The 15,364-nt window shown below is 69.4% G+C and carries 15 protein-coding genes and 1 pseudogene; 12 read left to right on the top strand and 4 right to left on the bottom strand.

Annotated elements, in window-relative coordinates:
• Positions 1-99 precede the first annotated feature (99 nt).
• The 3 genes from WS92_RS07670 (at position 100) to WS92_RS07680 (ending at position 4,256) form a co-directional block, all read left to right on the top strand.
• Complete coding sequence (locus WS92_RS07670) at positions 100-1,059, top strand: glycosyltransferase family 2 protein (RefSeq protein WP_059931570.1); 960 nt, start codon at positions 100-102, stop codon at positions 1,057-1,059.
• Between the two features lie 50 nt (positions 1,060-1,109).
• The gene (locus WS92_RS07675; RefSeq protein ID WP_059931572.1) at positions 1,110-2,711 is read left to right on the top strand and encodes an efflux transporter outer membrane subunit; all 1,602 of its coding nucleotides are present in this window, start codon (positions 1,110-1,112) and stop codon (positions 2,709-2,711) included.
• A 282-nt stretch (positions 2,712-2,993) separates the two neighbouring features.
• Entirely contained in the window at positions 2,994-4,256 is a 1,263-nt protein-coding gene (locus tag WS92_RS07680; protein WP_061083848.1) for an HlyD/EmrA/EmrK family protein, read from the top strand.
• A gap of 29 nt (positions 4,257-4,285) precedes the next feature.
• Here WS92_RS07680 and WS92_RS07685 read toward each other — a convergent pair whose 3' ends face one another.
• Positions 4,286-6,379 (bottom strand): prolyl oligopeptidase family serine peptidase, encoded by a 2,094-nt coding sequence (locus WS92_RS07685; protein ID WP_059932877.1) that lies wholly within the window; start codon positions 6,377-6,379, stop codon positions 4,286-4,288.
• Positions 6,380-6,687: 308 nt separating this feature from the next.
• Here WS92_RS07685 and WS92_RS07690 point away from each other — a divergent pair, with 308 nt between their 5' ends.
• The 5 genes from WS92_RS07690 (at position 6,688) to WS92_RS07710 (ending at position 11,563) form a co-directional block, all read left to right on the top strand.
• On the top strand, positions 6,688-7,155 hold the full coding sequence (locus tag WS92_RS07690) for a rhodanese-like domain-containing protein (RefSeq protein WP_059932876.1): 468 nt from the start codon (positions 6,688-6,690) through the stop codon (positions 7,153-7,155).
• Positions 7,156-7,228: 73 nt separating this feature from the next.
• Positions 7,229-8,245, top strand: coding sequence for a serine O-acetyltransferase EpsC (gene epsC / locus WS92_RS07695; protein ID WP_059932874.1), 1,017 nt, complete (start codon positions 7,229-7,231; stop codon positions 8,243-8,245).
• Positions 8,242-8,529 (top strand): helix-turn-helix domain-containing protein, encoded by a 288-nt coding sequence (locus WS92_RS07700; protein ID WP_006027002.1) that lies wholly within the window; start codon positions 8,242-8,244, stop codon positions 8,527-8,529. Before epsC ends, WS92_RS07700 begins: the two co-directional genes overlap by 4 nt.
• Before the next feature lie 120 nt (positions 8,530-8,649).
• Positions 8,650-9,582: a family 2A encapsulin nanocompartment shell protein gene (locus tag WS92_RS07705; protein WP_059932872.1), complete on the top strand. Its 933-nt coding sequence runs from the start codon at positions 8,650-8,652 to the stop codon at positions 9,580-9,582.
• A gap of 7 nt (positions 9,583-9,589) precedes the next feature.
• Complete coding sequence (locus WS92_RS07710; protein WP_059932870.1) at positions 9,590-11,563, top strand: family 2A encapsulin nanocompartment cargo protein cysteine desulfurase; 1,974 nt, start codon at positions 9,590-9,592, stop codon at positions 11,561-11,563.
• A gap of 294 nt (positions 11,564-11,857) precedes the next feature.
• Here the strand turns inward: WS92_RS07710 and WS92_RS07715 are convergent, their stop codons facing one another.
• Both WS92_RS07715 and WS92_RS35640 read right to left on the bottom strand, forming a co-directional pair.
• The gene (locus WS92_RS07715; protein WP_009915240.1) at positions 11,858-12,391 is read right to left on the bottom strand and encodes a cytochrome b; all 534 of its coding nucleotides are present in this window, start codon (positions 12,389-12,391) and stop codon (positions 11,858-11,860) included.
• 192 nt (positions 12,392-12,583) lie between these two features.
• Entirely contained in the window at positions 12,584-12,721 is a 138-nt protein-coding gene (locus WS92_RS35640) for a hypothetical protein (protein ID WP_015603451.1), read from the bottom strand.
• Between the two features lie 174 nt (positions 12,722-12,895).
• Between WS92_RS35640 and WS92_RS07720 the strand changes: the two genes are divergently transcribed.
• From WS92_RS07720 to WS92_RS07735, 4 genes and pseudogenes are all read left to right on the top strand, one after another.
• Positions 12,896-13,243, top strand: coding sequence for an ArsR/SmtB family transcription factor (locus tag WS92_RS07720; protein ID WP_006027006.1), 348 nt, complete (start codon positions 12,896-12,898; stop codon positions 13,241-13,243).
• Positions 13,233-13,667, top strand: coding sequence for a YeeE/YedE family protein (locus tag WS92_RS07725; RefSeq protein ID WP_015602556.1), 435 nt, complete (start codon positions 13,233-13,235; stop codon positions 13,665-13,667). Before WS92_RS07720 ends, WS92_RS07725 begins: the two co-directional genes overlap by 11 nt.
• A 1-nt stretch (position 13,668) precedes the next feature.
• Positions 13,669-14,091: a DUF6691 family protein gene (locus WS92_RS07730; RefSeq protein ID WP_006027008.1), complete on the top strand. Its 423-nt coding sequence runs from the start codon at positions 13,669-13,671 to the stop codon at positions 14,089-14,091.
• A gap of 59 nt (positions 14,092-14,150) precedes the next feature.
• Positions 14,151-14,607, top strand: a pseudogene (locus tag WS92_RS07735) (GNAT family protein).
• A gap of 245 nt (positions 14,608-14,852) precedes the next feature.
• On the opposite strand, the gene WS92_RS07740 reads toward WS92_RS07735, so the two are convergent.
• Positions 14,853-15,065 (bottom strand): DUF3079 domain-containing protein, encoded by a 213-nt coding sequence (locus WS92_RS07740; RefSeq protein ID WP_015604037.1) that lies wholly within the window; start codon positions 15,063-15,065, stop codon positions 14,853-14,855.
• Positions 15,066-15,364 lie beyond the last annotated feature (299 nt).

Below are 15,364 nucleotides of genomic sequence, written 5' to 3' on the forward strand. Positions count from 1 at the left end.
CGAGCGGCGATGCATCGAAGTCCTGAGGATGCGGCGCATCGCCGCGATGGCGAGGCGAGCACGCCGAAGCTCGAACCACGGAAGGAGGAAGGAAGAGCGATGGCGACCCTGGGCGCGCTGGTGATTCTGTATGACCCGACGGACGAGCAGTTGTCGGGGCTGGAGGCGCTCGCGCGCGACAGCGATGCGCTCGCGGTGATCGACAACACGCCGCACGAGCACGCGGCGGCGCGCGAGCGGGTGCGCGCGCTGTCGGCGCGGACGAGGGTCGTGTGGCAGCACCACGGCAACCGCGGCGGGGTGGCGGGCGCGTACAACGCGGGGCTGTCGGCGCTGTTCGCGCAGGGCGTCGAGGCGGTCGCGCTGTTCGACCAGGACTCGACGGTGCCGGCCGCGTACTTCGCGCGGATGCGCGAGGCGTGCGCGCAACTGGGCGCGGGCGCGCACGCGGGCGCATTCATCGCGGGGCCGCGGATCTACGACGCGAACGAGCGGCGCTTCCTGCCGGTGCTGATGACGAGCGGCGTGACGGTGCGCCGCGTGCGGGTGGAGGGCGAGACGGGGCCGCGGCGCTGCGCGTTCCTGATCTCGTCGGGCAGCGTGATCTCGCGGGCCGCGTACGCGCGGCTCGGGCGATTCGACGAGGCGCTGTTCATCGATCACGTCGACACCGAGTATTGCCTGCGCGCGCTCGCGCACAACGTGCCGCTGTACGTGGTGCCGTCGCTCGTGCTGACGCACCGGATCGGCGCGCGGCGCCGGCACAAGGTGGGGCCGTTCGAGCTGACGGCGATGCATCACGGGTGGCTGCGCCGGTACTACGGCGCGCGCAACGCGATGCAACTGGGGCTGCAGTACGGGTTGCGGTTTCCGGTGGCGCTGGTGCCGAGTCTGCTGACGTTATGGCAGGTGGTTCAGGTGGTGCTGTGCGAGCGGGAGAAGGGCGCGAAGCTGCGGGGGATCGCGCTGGGCGTGCTCGACGGCCTGTTCGGGCGGCTGGGATCGTTCGACGATGCGCGCGCGGGCGCGGCGGCGCGCGAGCCGGTGCGGCAGGAATGACCGGAGCAGGCCGGACAGAGGGATATGAGAACGAGGCACGCGTCACGAGCATGAGGCAGAGCGCAACGCAAGCGGCAACGACCGCAACGCAAGCGGCAACGACCGCAACGACCACGGCAGGCAGCCGCGCGGCGCGCCGGCTCGCGGCGGCCGCGCTTGCGTGGGCGCTCGCCGGCTGCGCGCCGTCGGGCTTCGAGCCGGCGCTCGCGCCGCGCGCGCCGGGCGACGACGCGCTCGCGCAAACGACGGGGGGCGCCGCGCACGGCGCCTGGCCGAGCCCCGACTGGGTCAGGCAGCTTGGCGATCCGCAGCTCGATGCGCTGGTCGACGAAGCGCTGCGGCAGAACCCGACGCTGCAGGCCGCGCAGGCGCGCATCGGCGTCGCGCAGTCGCAACTGCAGCAGTTCGAATCGCTGACGGGACTCACCGCGAAGGCGGGCGCGTCGCTGTCCAAGGCGCACGTGCCGCGCTCGGGCGGCACCATCAATACGACGCTGAACGGCTTGCCGGTGTCGGTGCCGCTCGTCGGCGAATCGGTGGTGTCGTCGTCGTCGCTGTTCGTCGGGCTGAACTATCAGTTGGACCTGTGGGGCAAGAACGCGGCGGCCACGCGCGGGCTGCTGTCGATGCGCGACGCGGCGCGGGTCGAGGCGCAGCAGGCGCGGCTCGCGCTGTCGGTGGCGATCGTGACGCTGTACGGCGAGCTGGATCGCGCGTATGCGCTGCGCGAGCTGCTGCAGCTCAAGCGCCGCGCGAGCGAGCAGGTCGAGGCGGTGCTGCGCGAGCGCGCGGCGCGCGGGATCGACAACGGCTACGACGCGGACGACGCGGCGCTCAAGCGCAGCAAGCTGTTCGAGCAGATCGCGCTGACCGACGAGCAGATCCAGTTGCAGAAGCTGCAACTGGGGGTGCTGAGCGGGCGCGGGCCGGAACGGGGGTTGTCGCTCGCGCGGCCGAGGCTCGCGCCGCCCGCGGACGCGCCGCTGCCGCGGCGGCTGCCGGCGGAGCTGCTGGGCCGGCGGCCGGACATCGTCGCGGCGCGGCTGCGGGTGGAGGCGGCGTATGCGACGATCGACGGCACGCGCGCGGCGTTCTACCCGGACGTGAACCTGGCGGCGCTGGGCGGGCTGTTCGCGCTCGCGCCGGCGTCGCTGTTCAGGCACGACGCGCTGGGGGGCTCGATCGGGCCGGCGCTGTCGCTGCCGATCTTCGATCGCGGCCGGCTGAAGGCGAAGCTGGGGGGCGACGTGGCGAACGCGGAGGTGGCGCTGGCGCTGTACAACCAGACGGTGGATGCGGCGCTGGGCGAGGTGGCGCGGCAGTTGACGTCGCTGTCGACGGTCGATGCGCTGCTCGGGGAGCAGCAGCAGGCGGTGCGCGCGGCGCAGCGGATGGTGGCGCTGGCGGAGGACCGGCACCGGCGCGGGATGGGGATGCGCAAGGACGTCGACATGGCGAAGCTGACGCTGCTGGACGAGCGCACGCACGCGATCGAGCTGCAGGCGCGGCGGCGGGCGCTGCGGGTGGGGCTGATCGGTGCGCTGGGCGGGGGCTTCGACGCCCGGCAGGCGGACGGCGCGCCGCTGGCGCAGGCGGGCAAGCCGTTCGCGGCGGCGCCGCCGGCCGCGGCGAACGACACGCGACACGATTGATCGGGATCGCGCGGCGCGGCGGATGGCCGAACGGCGGCGGGATGACGATTGCCGCGGTGGAGGCTTCCGATGCATCGCTGTCCGCCGGGATCGATGCGCGAACGCATCGGGTACAAACGCATCGCAGGAGCCTGTGACGAAGCCATCGAGCGCGAAGACATCCACACCAACGCCACTATCATTGTGAATACGAGAGATTCGACCGACACCGCCGCCGGGCATCGAAGCGCATCGAGCCGGCCCGCGCAGCCCGGCGCCGCCGACATCACGCACGCGAAGCCCTTGAACGACACCGCCACCGCCACCCCGCGCGCGAAGGCGCCGACCGATCCGGCCGCCATCGGCGGCGCGCCCGCGAAGCCCGCGCCGGAGCCCGGGCCGCGGCCGCATCCCGAAACCGCGGCGTCGCTCGCCGCGCGCCGTGCGGCGCGGCGCGGCCGCTTCGCGCTGTTCTTCGGCGTGCTGGCGATCGCGGCGCTGGCCGCCGCGCTCTACTGGTGGCTCGTCGGGCGCTTCAGCGAAGAGACGGACGATGCCTACGTGGCCGGCAACGTCGTGCAGATCGCCGCGCAGATCCAGGGGACGGTGACCGACGTGCTGGTGGCGGACACGCAGCAGGTGAAGGCGGGGCAGGCGCTGGTGAAGCTCGACGACGCGGACGCGTCGGCGGCGTTCGCGCAGGCGCGGGCGCAGCTTGCGCAGGCGGTGCGGCAGGTTGCGAACACGCGGCTGTCGATGGGGACGTACGAGCAGACGGTGAAGGCGCGCGAGGCGGACCTGACGCTCGCGCAGCAGGCGTATCGGGCGCGGGTGGGGGCGTCGGTGGAGGTGGTGGCGCCGGAGGAGCTGGCGCGGGCGAAGTCCTCGCTCGCGAACGCGCAGGCGGCGCTGGCGGGGGCGCGGGCGCAACTGGAGGCGGCGCGCGCGCTGGGCAGCGAGCGGCCGGTCGGGCAGAACCCGGCGGTGCAGCAGGCGGGCGCGCAGTTCAAGCTCGCGTACCGGAACCTGAAGCGCACGACGATCGTGTCGCCGGTGGACGGGACGGTCGGCCAGCGGTCGGTGCAGATCGGGCAGCAGGTGGGGCCCGGTGCGCCGCTGATGTCGGTGGTGCAGTTGCGGCAGGTGTGGGTGGAGGCGAACTTCAAGGAAGGGCAGCTCCGGCACATGCGGGTGGGTCAGCCGGTGCGGCTCGAATCGGATCTGTACGGCTCGCGGGTGACGTACCGGGGCCGGGTGGAGGGGTTCTCGGCGGGCACGGGGAGCGCGTTCTCGATGCTGCCGCCGCAGAACGCGGCGGGGAACTGGATCAAGGTGGTGCAGCGCTTGCCGGTGGTGATCTCGCTGGATGCGTCGGAGCTGGCGGCGCATCCGCTGCGGGTGGGGCTGTCGATGCGGGCGACGGTAGAGACGAAGGTGCGCGGCGGGCATCTGCTCGACGGGGACGCGCCGCTGCCGGGGCTGCGCACGCGGGTGCACGAAACGCATGCGGGCGAGGCGGAGGCGGCGGCCGAGGCGGTGATTCGGGAGAATGACGGCGGCCGGTGACGGGCGGCCGCCCGCCTCGTCACGGTGATTTACTCGCGCGCGTCATTCGCGTCGCGGGACAGGTGGCTCCACAGAAACGCATATCCGATCGCCTCGTGCTCGGCGGTATCGATCGCGTCGGCGCTGCCGTGGCCGCCATCGGTCTTCTCGAGCAGCCATACGTTCCGATGGCCTTGCGCCTGCATGCGCGCGACCATCTTTCTCGCATGCGCGGGATGCACGCGATCGTCGCTCGTCGATGTCGTGAAGAGCACGGGCGGATACGCGACGTCGCTCGCGACCCGGTGATACGGCGAGTATGCCGCGAGCGCCGGCGCATGCGCCGGATCGTCGGGATCGCCGAATTCGTCGAGCCACGACGCCCCCGCGTGCAGCAGCGGATAGCGCTGCATGTCGAGGAGCGGCACGTCGCTCACCACCGCGCCGAACAGCTCCGGGCGCTGGATCATGCACGCCGCGACCAGCAACCCGCCGTTGCTGCCGCCGCGGATGCCGAGTTGCGCGGCGGTCGTCACGCCGTCCGCGACGAGTTTCTCGGCGACCGCGATGAAATCGTCGAACGACCGTTGCCGTTCCGTTTGCCGCACCGATTCGTGCCACTGCGTGCCGAACTCGCCGCCGCCGCGAATATGGGCGAAGACCGCGATGCCGCCTTTCTCCAGCCAGCCGATGCCGAGCAGCGGATCGTAATCGGGCGTGAGCGCGATCGCGAAGCCTCCATAGCCGTTCAACAGGCATGGACGCGGCGTGCGCGCCGCGTCGTCCAGCACGTCGCGCGGGCCGACCAGCGTATAAGGCACGAGCGTGCCGTCGCGCGAGCGTGCATGGTCGCGCCGCACCGCCAGCGTGGACGCGTCGAACTGCGTCGGCCACCGATCGAGCAGCGTCCAGGCCGACAGATCGTCGTCGAGATTCGCGAGCGAATACTCGGGCGGCGTCAGGTAATCGTCGACGCTCACGTATACCTCGTCGTCGAACGTCGGTTCGACGGGCGATACGTCCACCTGCGCGAACCCGCGCGCGGGGAACGGGCGCGCATGCCAGCGCCATGCGCCGTCGTCCTGATGTTCCGGACACCAGAGCATCGTGCGCGTGAGCACGTCGTCGAGCCACGATACCAGCACGTAACGGCGCGTGTGCGTCCAGCCGCACGCGGACGTGCGATCGTTCGGCTCGAACAGCGTCGAGAACGTGCGGCCGCCGGCGATGAACGCATCCTCGCGGATCGCGAGCAGGCTGCCGCCCGCGTAGCGCACGCCGTCGCAGGTCCAGTCGAGCCGCGGCTGAAGCAGCAGCCATCCGTTCCAGTAACCGACCTCGACGTGCGGCGGCACGTCATAGCGCGTCCACGCGCCGTCGTCGGCGAGGCGATACGTGTTCGCATCGTAGAAGTTGATCGCCTGCTCGATCGCGTGATGCCGATCGACCGGATCGTATTGCGCGTCGATGAAGATGTCGCCGCGCGCGCCGCGAAATACGACGGGCGCGCCGGACAGCGGCGTGCCGCGCGTCCAGCGCCGGACCTCGCGCGGATAGCCGGAGCGCGTGACGGTGGCGCCGCCGTTGTCCCAGCCGACGTAGATCGTGTCGCGATCGATCCATTCGACCGAATGCTTGCCGGCCGCTTCGATCGAGAAGCCGTCGTCGACGAACCGGCATTGCGCGATGTCGAACTCGCGGATGACGACCGCGTCGGCGCCGCCGTCGGACAGCACGATCAGCGCGCGATCGCCGTCCGGCTCGAGGATGAGCTGATCGTCGAATACCCATTGAACGCCTTGCGCCTCGCCGAGCGCGTCGAGATCGATTAGCGTCTGCCAGTCCGCCTGGCCGCTGCGCCAGTCCGCCCATCGCGTGCGCCGCCACAGACCTTTCGGATGCTGCTCGTCCTGCCAGACGTCGTATGCCCAGTCCTGCCAGCGTCGCGGGATCACCGGGCGCTCGCGCGGCAGCAGCGCCTGCGTGAAGCGATCGGCCAGCGCGCGGTAGCGCGCATCGTCCAGCCACCGCGCATCGTGCGTGCGGGCGTTTTGCGCATCGACCCAGTCGACGCTCGCGGCGCTGTCCAGCTCTTCGAGGAATTGGTACGGATCGGCCCGTTCAGGCCAGAAAGCATGAGGCATGGCGTTTTTCGCAAGAGGCATGACGTGTAATGGTAGCGTAAGCCGATGTGCGCCCGCGCTTCGCGAGCGCGCTTTCGTCGTACGTGAAGCCGTCCGGGGCCGCGCCGCACGGGTTTTCCGTTTCGTCCGGATCAATGCGCGATCCCGACTATCGCCCGCATGCACGGCTTCATTTCGAAATGAAAAATAATTGGTTCGGCTTTTGCGGCGGCTCTTTCATAGTGAGCTCTCGATGGCTATAGACGGCACTCGCCGTCGAGCCTGGCCCATGTTTCGCGCACGCTGCGCGATATCGATAAGGAGACGCCATGACGATCGACCTCGAAGAACGCTCCACTCAGGCCGTGCTCGATGCGGCGCGCGACGCCGCGCGCGCGGCGGGCTTGCCGTACGCGGGCGGCGTATCGCCCCGCGACGCGTGGGCGCTCGTGGCGGCGGGCGACGCGCAACTCGTCGACGTGCGCACCGCGGAGGAGCGCACGTTCGTCGGCCACGTGCCCGACAGCCTGCATGTGCCTTGGGCGACGGGCACGAGCCTCACGCGCAATCCGCGCTTCGTGCGCGAGCTCGAAGCGAAGACGGGCAAGGGCGCGGTCGTGCTGCTGCTCTGCCGCAGCGGCCATCGCTCGGCGCTCGCCGCGGAAGCGGCGGCAAAAGCGGGCTTCGCGCAAGTGTTCAACGTGCTCGAAGGCTTCGAGGGCGAGATCGACGACGCGGGCCACCGCGGCGCGATCAACGGCTGGCGTCTGCACGGCTTGCCCTGGCAGCAGAGCTGATTGATTCGGCTCGCGCCGCGACCGGCGACGGGAAGCAACGAGAAACAACAGGAAGCAACAAGGAGCGGCAGCCGTGGCGGTATTCGACATCGACGACATCGTTCAATCGCTTCAAACCGTGCGTCAGCGTTGGCGCGAAGTGCAGCGCCGCTCGCTCGAGCCCGGCGGACGCGAGTTGCCGGCGCGCGAGGCGCTCGCGGGCATCGTCGAGACATTGAAGGGCGTGCTGTTTCCGATGCGTCTCGGGCCGCCCGATCTTCGGCAGGAGAGCGAAAATTTCTACGTGAGCCACGCGCTCGACGACGCGTTGCACGCGCTCCTCGCGCAGGCTCAGCTCGAGTTGCGCTACAAGGTTCGGCACGACGCCGCCGCGCAGGCCGAAGCCGCGATCGGCGCGCAAGCCGACGCGGCGGTGCGCGCGTTCGCCGCGCGCCTGCCCGACGTCCGCGCGCTGCTCGACAGCGACGTGCTCGCCGCGTTTCATGGCGATCCGGCCGCGGGCAGCGTCGACGAGGTGCTGCTCTGCTATCCCGGCGTGCTCGCGATGATCCATCACAGGCTCGCGCACGCGCTGTATCGCCTCGAATTGCCGCTGCTCGCGCGCATCGTCGCCGAGCATGCGCACGCGCAGACGGGAATCGACATTCATCCCGGCGCGCAGATCGGCGGCGGATTCTTCATCGATCACGGCACGGGCGTCGTGATCGGCGAGACCGCGATCATCGGCGAGCGCGTGCGCGTCTATCAGGCGGTCACGCTCGGCGCGAAGCGCTTTCCGAGGGATGCGTCCGGGCATCTCGAAAAAGGCCTCGCGCGCCACCCGATCGTCGAGGACGACGTCGTCGTCTATGCGGGCGCGACGATTCTCGGCCGCGTGACGATCGGCAAGGGCGCGGTGATCGGCGGCAACGTCTGGATCACGCAGGACGTCGCGCCCGGCAGCCACGTCACGCAGGCCGTCACGCGCAGCGATCCGGCGCGGCCGGCAGACGCGGCGGCCTCTTCGCCGGGCGCGAGCGGCGCGAATGGCGTGTGCGACGTGAATGGCGTGAACGGCGCGACGCTTTCCGCCGCGGGGGCGTTGCGATGACGGCGCTCGTTCAACGTTTCGGCGCGGCGATCCGCCAGTTGCGCGAGGCGCGCGCGTGGTCGCAGGAGCAACTCGCCGAGCATGCGGGGTTGAACCGCTCGTATGTCGGCGAGATCGAGCGCGGCACCGCGATCGCGTCGATCGTCACCGTCGACAAGCTCGCGCGCGCATTCGGCGTGCCGATCGCGCGGCTGTTGACGCCTTCCGGCGAGGTATCCGAATCGGCGCCACACGGATTCGGTGCGGCGCCGGCGTCGAACGCGCCGCTGTCAACCGCACGCTGAGTTCCCGTCCGATCCCCCGAATTGTCGTCTATAGCATGTTGAGCCGCCCGAATGGCGTCTCGATAATGCGTTCTCCTGATAAGCATTTTCGATTTCGTTCTATAGCCCCCGGAGTCTTTCATGTCGACGATAGTGAGCGGCCAGACGGCGCTCGGCGACAACGCAGCACGGCAACTCGCCAATGCCACCAAGACTGTTCCCCAGCTTTCCACGATCACGCCGCGGTGGCTGACGCACTTGCTGCAATGGGTGCCCGTCGAGGCCGGCATCTATCGTCTGAATCAGGTGAAGAACCCGGAGGCGGTGCGGGCCGCCTGCACCGCGCGCGAGGATGAGGGCGCGCTGCCCAGCACCTTCGTGCCTTATGAGGAAGAGCCGCGCGAGTATTTCCTGAACGCGGTGAGCACGGTGCTCGACGTGCACACGCGAATCTCCGATCTCTATAGCAGCCCGCACGATCAGATCAAGGAGCAACTGCGCCTGACGATCGAGACGATCAAGGAACTGCAGGAGAGCCAGCTCATCAACAATCCCGACTACGGGCTGCTCGCGAACGTCGCCGAAGAACAGCGCGTGTTTCCGCTGACGGGGGCGCCCACACCCGACGATCTCGACGAATTGCTGACGAAAGTGTGGAAGGAGCCCGCGTTCTTTCTCACGCATCCGCTCGCGATCGCCGCGTTCGGCCGCGAATGCACGCGGCGCGGCGTGCCGCCACCGACCGTCAGCCTGTTCGGCTCGCAGTTCCTCACGTGGCGCGGCATTCCGCTGATTCCGTCGGACAAGGTGCCGCTTGCCGACGGCAAGACGAAGATCCTGCTGCTGCGTGTCGGCGACAAGCGACAAGGCGTCGTCGGCCTCTATCAGCCCGGCGTCGCGGGCGAGCAGGGGCCGGGCCTGTCGGTCCGCTTCATGGGGATCAACAACCAGGCGATCGCGTCGTATCTGATTTCGCTGTATTGCTCGCTTGCCGTCCACTCGCCGGATGCGCTGGCTGTCCTCGATGACGTGGAGATCGGCAAGTACCATGACTATCCCGACACCTACCGTTGATTCCGCGGTGAGCGCCGTGTCCGTCTCGCTGCCGGACGCGACGCTGCCCGCCGGGCTGCCCGACCCGGCGACGCTCGCGCGCCTCGCGTCGGCGTTTCTCGCGGCGCTGCCGGGGCAGGCGGCCGCGCCGGATGTCGGCGCGGGAAGCGGCGCGGTCGGCGGCGTGCCGGCGGCCTTGCCGGCAGCCGCGCCGATTCTCGCGTCGGCTTCGAATCCCGCGCCGGCTGGCTCGCCGCTTGCCGGGCCCGGCGGCACGGGCACGGGCGTGCCGGGCGCCGGCGTGCCGCTAGGCAAGGCGCCCGGCGCGAACCTCGCGCCCGCGCCGACGCATGTGCTGTCGCTCGGCAATCGCGCGCCCGCGCTCGTTCCGCATGCGGCCGCGCAAAACGGATTGCCGGACAACGCGGTGGCGATCGCGCCGGCGGTGGAGCCGCGCGTGGGCGGCGTCGCGCTCGGCGTGCCGCCGGTGCAGGAACCCGTTCCCGCGCGCGCGGCGCCGGATGCATCTGCTGCTGCGCCTGCGTCTTCGCCGTATTACTTCATCGACCCCGCATCGCACGGCTGGCCGCGCGACGCCGCACAAATTGTCGTGCCGCGCGACGGCATCGCGTCGCCGCGTGCGTTCGGCTTGCCGGACGAAAGCGAACTGCGCGATCTGCTGCCGATCCGGCGGCCGGCCGTCGATCGGCATCGCGCGCCACGCTATTTCGTCGACGATGCGCCGCCCGCGAATGCGCACGCGCCCGGCGCGGGCGCGCATTCGCCATTCGACGTCAACGCGATTCGCCGCGACTTCCCGATACTCGCCGAGCGGGTGAACGGCAAGCCGCTCGTCTGGTTCGACAACGCCGCGACGACGCACAAGCCGCAAGCGGTGATCGACCGTCTCGCGCACTTCTATGCGCACGAGAATTCGAACATCCATCGCGCCGCGCATACGCTCGCGGGGCGCGCGACCGACGCGTACGAACATGCGCGCGCGACCGTGCAGCGCTTCGTCGGCGCGGGCTCGCCGGACGAGATCGTGTTCGTGCGCGGCACGACGGAGGCGATCAACCTGATCGCGAAGACGTGGGGCGTCCGCAACGTCGGCGAAGGCGACGAGATCGTCGTGTCGCATCTCGAGCATCACGCGAACATCGTGCCGTGGCAGCAGCTTGCCGCGTTGACGGGCGCGACGCTGCGCGTGATTCCCGTCGACGACAGCGGGCAGGTGCTGCTCGACGAGTACCGGAAGCTGCTCAACGGCCGCACGAAGATCGTCTCCGTCACGCAGGTGTCGAACGCGCTCGGCACGGTGGTGCCGGTGAAGGAGATCGTCGAGCTCGCGCATCGCGCGGGCGCGAAGGCGCTGGTTGACGGCGCGCAGTCGATTTCGCACATGCGCGTCGACGTGCAGGCGCTCGACGCCGACTTCTTCGTGTTCTCCGGGCACAAGATCTACGGGCCGACCGGAATCGGCGTCGTGTACGGCAAGCGCGCGCTCCTCGACGACATGCCGCCGTGGCAGGGCGGCGGCAACATGATCGCGGACGTGACGTTCGAGCGCACCGTGTTCCAGCCGCCGCCGAACCGCTTCGAGGCGGGGACGGGCAACATCGCCGATGCGGTCGGTCTCGGCGCGGCGCTCGATTATGTGACGCGGGTCGGCATCGAGAACATCGCGCGCTACGAGCACGATCTGCTCGCCTACGCGACGGGTGCGCTCGCGCCTGTGCCGGGCGTGCGGCTCGTCGGAACCGCGCGCGACAAGGCGAGCGTGCTGTCGTTCGTGCTGAAGGGTTACGAGACGGAAGAGGTCGGGCGGGCGCTGAACGAAGCGGGCATCGCCGTGCGTTCCGGGCATCATTGCGCACAGCCGATTCTGCGCCGCTTCGGGCTCGAGGCGACCGTGCGCCCGTCGCTGGCGTTCTACAACACGCGCGACGAGGTCGACGCGATGGTCGATGTCGTGAGAAGGCTCGCGGCGCGGCGCGTGTAGCGCCGCCGTGCGCCGGGGTGGCGCCGGCCCGATCGAGTCGGCGCGTCCGAACGGGGCGGCCGCCGCGCCGCCGAATAGTCGCACGCAGTCTCACGCTGGCGCACGCAGACGCGGTGTTTCGTTCGTCATACGAAAAAAGACCCGGCCGGAGCCGGGTCGAAGAGAGCGATGCAAACGGCGAAAGCCGCGTCGGCCATGGTTATGCAACCGGCCGGTCCTCGCCGCCACGACATCACTCCGCGTGGCCGTTGCGCGCGCGGCGCGCCGATACCGATCGGCCGCCGCGCGTCTCATTCAGATCATCCGCTCGAACGCGCCGTCTTTCATCAGGAAACGATGGACGAGCGCCGCGAGTACGTGCATGCCGATCAGCACGATGAAAAGCGTCGCCGACAGGCTGTGCCATTCGCCGATATCCGCGCCGAGCGAATGCGGGGCGGCGATCGTCGGCAGCGGAGCGATGCCCGCGAGCTTCAACTGCCACGTGCGGCCGTTCGCGTTCAGCCAGCCGAGCAGCGGCACGGCGATCAGCGCGACGTACAGCAGCTTGTGAACCGCGCTCGCCGCGAATGACAGGAGTGCGCCTTGCGGATGCGCGGGCGGGCTGCGGCGCACGATCGACCACAGCAGGCGCGCCGCGATGACGACGATCAACGCGGTGCCGAGCGCGACGTGCCAGGCGACGAGACCGGCGGGCGGCGCCGTGCCGTGCACGTCGGGCATCGTCCAGCCGAGCGCGAACTGCGCGAGCACGAGCGCGGCGACGCACCAATGAAAAATACGGCTGAGCAAATCGTAGCGATCCGGGGTTCGGGGGGAGCGTGTCATTGCGCGAATCGTCCGTGGGGTAAGCCGTTCGTAGGGATCGGCCGGCCGACGTGCGTGCGTTGCCGGGCTCGCTCGATTATCGCGGGCGATTCTTATGGAAATCTTAAGGTCGGGAGGGTTCGGCAAAGTGGGGGCGCGCGCGTGTCGCCGCTGCATGCGCGATCGCTTGGCCGCCTGCCGAACGATGCGGGCTCAAAGCCAGTTCGGCCGGCCCGCATGCGCCGGGTGAGGGGTGTCGACCGACGAATCGACGGCCGTCTGCGGGGTTGCGCATCCGCTCGCCGCGGAAAGCATGCCGAGACAAAGCAGCAGAATGAGAATGCGTTTCATGTCTGTTCCGTCCGTTCCGATTCAGTGTTGCTTGTCGCTAGTCTGCCGGACGCGGGCTTAAGGCCCGCTTAACGACCCGGTTCGAGCGCTGCGACACGATCGCGCAGCCTTTGCTTTTCCGTCATTCGCTATGTGAAAATATATAATGTTGTTTTATAGATTATTGGGGGGGCGATGAGTGCTGCACGCTCGTCGATCGATTTGTCCGAGATGCGTGCGTCGGCCGACGCCGCGTGCGCGCTGCTGAAGGTGCTGTCGAATCCGGATCGGTTGCTGATGATGTGCGAGCTCGCGCAGTGCGGCGAGCTGTGCGTGAGCGACATCGAGGCGCGGCTCGACATCCATCAGCCAACGCTGTCGCAACAACTCGGCGTGCTGCGCGAGCACGCGCTCGTCGAAACGCGGCGCGACGGCAAGAACATCTACTACTCGCTCGCGAGCGAGCCGGCGGTCGCCATCATGGCCGTGCTCTACGAGCAGTTCTGTGCAACCAACAAGAAGGGGAAGCGCCGTGGCCGTTGATCTCGTTCATTTCACGCCGGGCCTGTCGTTCGCGGGCGGCCTGTTGATCGGCGCCGCCGCCGCGCTGCTCGTGTTCTTCGACGGCCGCATCGCCGGCATCAGCGGCATTGTCGGCGGGCTGCTCGTCGGCCGGCGCAGCGATGCCGGATGGCGCGCGGCATTTCTCGTCGGCCTGATCGCGGCCGCGGTCGTCGCGAGCGCGCTCGATTGGTTTTCGATGCCGGCCGTCGACGCCGGCTGGGCGAGGGTGCTCGCGGGCGGCGTGCTCGTCGGCATCGGCACGCGCTATGCAGGCGGCTGCACGAGCGGACACGGCGTTTGCGGCATCTCGCGCGGCGCGCTGCGCTCGATCGTCGCCACCGCGGTGTTCATGGCCGCGGGCATTGCGACGGTGTTCGCGCTGCGTCACGTGTTCGGAGGGTGACATGAGCGTGTTGTTTGCATTCCTGTCGGGCTTGCTGTTCGGCGCCGGGTTGCTGCTGTCCGGGATGGCGAATCCTGCGAAGGTGCAGGGCTTTCTCGATCTCGCCGGCAATTGGGACCCGTCGCTCGCATTCGTGATGGCCGGCGCGATCGCGGTCGGCTCGGCCGCATTCGCGTTCGCCAGGCGGCGCAAGCGTTCGTTGCTCGGGCTGCCGATGCAGATTCCGCCGCGCGGGGCCGTCACGCTCAGGCTCGTCGCGGGCAGCGCGGCGTTCGGCGTCGGCTGGGGGCTCGTCGGCTTTTGTCCGGGGCCGGCCGTCGTGTCGCTCGGCCTCGGTGGCGCGAAAGCATTCGGTTTCGTCGCGGCGATGCTGATCGGGATGGCGGCGTTCGAATGGATCGAGCGTTTCAGGGCGAAGCGTTGAGCCGTTGAGCGCAGCGGCCAGCGGCCTGACGTGCGGGCGACGCCGCCGCGTTCCGTGCCCTGCGTCTCGTTGCGATCGACACGTCGCCGACCGCAATATGGCCGACGCGTGCCGAAGAGGCGGGGCGATCGATGACGGAAGTCGAGGCGCGGCTTCGTGCATCCGGCACGCAGGCGGTGTTCGGCGCGTTGACCGCCGATGGCGAATTGATCGGCATCGCCGGCGTGCGCAGGGAAGCGCTCGCGCAAATCAACCATAAGGCGACGCTCTGGGGCGTGTTCGTTGCGCCCGCGCCGCGGCAACGGGCTCGCGCGGCGTCTGGCCGATATCGCGTTGATGCATGCATCGCGCGATTGGGGCGTCGCTCAGGTCAATCTATGCGTGAACACGGAGAACGAACCCGCGAAGGTGCTGTATGCGTCGCTCGGATTCGAGACGTTCGGCGTCGAGCGGCGTGCGATGCGTGTCGGCGATCGATTTTATGACGAGCAGCACATGGTCAGGGTGCTTCGTTGACCGCGGTGCGCTTGATGGCCGGGATGTAGCGGCCGCATGGGCTGTCGTGTTGCGGTCGCACGTCGACCGTTCCGCGCTCGCGCCGATCATGCGAATCGGCCTGAGTCCGGCCTGAGCCGAATATCGGGCGACGAGCGGCTTGCGCCCGCACGAAGCACGCGGGCCGCATCTTTGCTTGTTTCGCGGCGGCGGCCTGTTCATCGAATGAATTTCCGCTGGCTAGCGCGCCCGATCGCGGCGCGGCGTCACCGGGCGGTTGCTTGCGTCTGTTGCATGTGCTGCTGCGCCGCCTCGTTTTCCTGCTCCCATTCGTACCAATCGTCGCCGAGCAATTCGATCGGGTGTTGAGTTCGGTCGGAGCCGTTGCCGCATGACAGCGCGTCGACTGAACAATATCGGTCGCATCCCCAGCAATTGCGTTCGGGGTGTTTCGGATGCAGCGGGAATTTCTTCGCCATGCCGGGGTGCCTCGCAAAATGCGTTGGAGGGTGTCGCGGCGAGCGATGTCAGACGGCGCCTCGTAGGCGGGGTAGAAGGCTGGGAAAGGCGCGACGCGCGCACGGCTTCGTGCGTGGCGAGCTAACAGGTATTTCCTGTCGCCGCGACCAGCACATTTTGTCGATCGGGCGACACGCGTTCCTTGATGTCGCGCATGGAATCACAAGGTGCGACGCCGCGCCGCGTGGCGTCGCACCCGGCGGCGGCGCCGGCCGTCTTCGTTCGGCCGCGTTCGCGTCGATCGAACGGCCGGACACGA

This window comes from Burkholderia sp. MSMB1588, from assembly GCF_001546925.1.
Classification (GTDB): domain Bacteria; phylum Pseudomonadota; class Gammaproteobacteria; order Burkholderiales; family Burkholderiaceae; genus Burkholderia; species Burkholderia humptydooensis.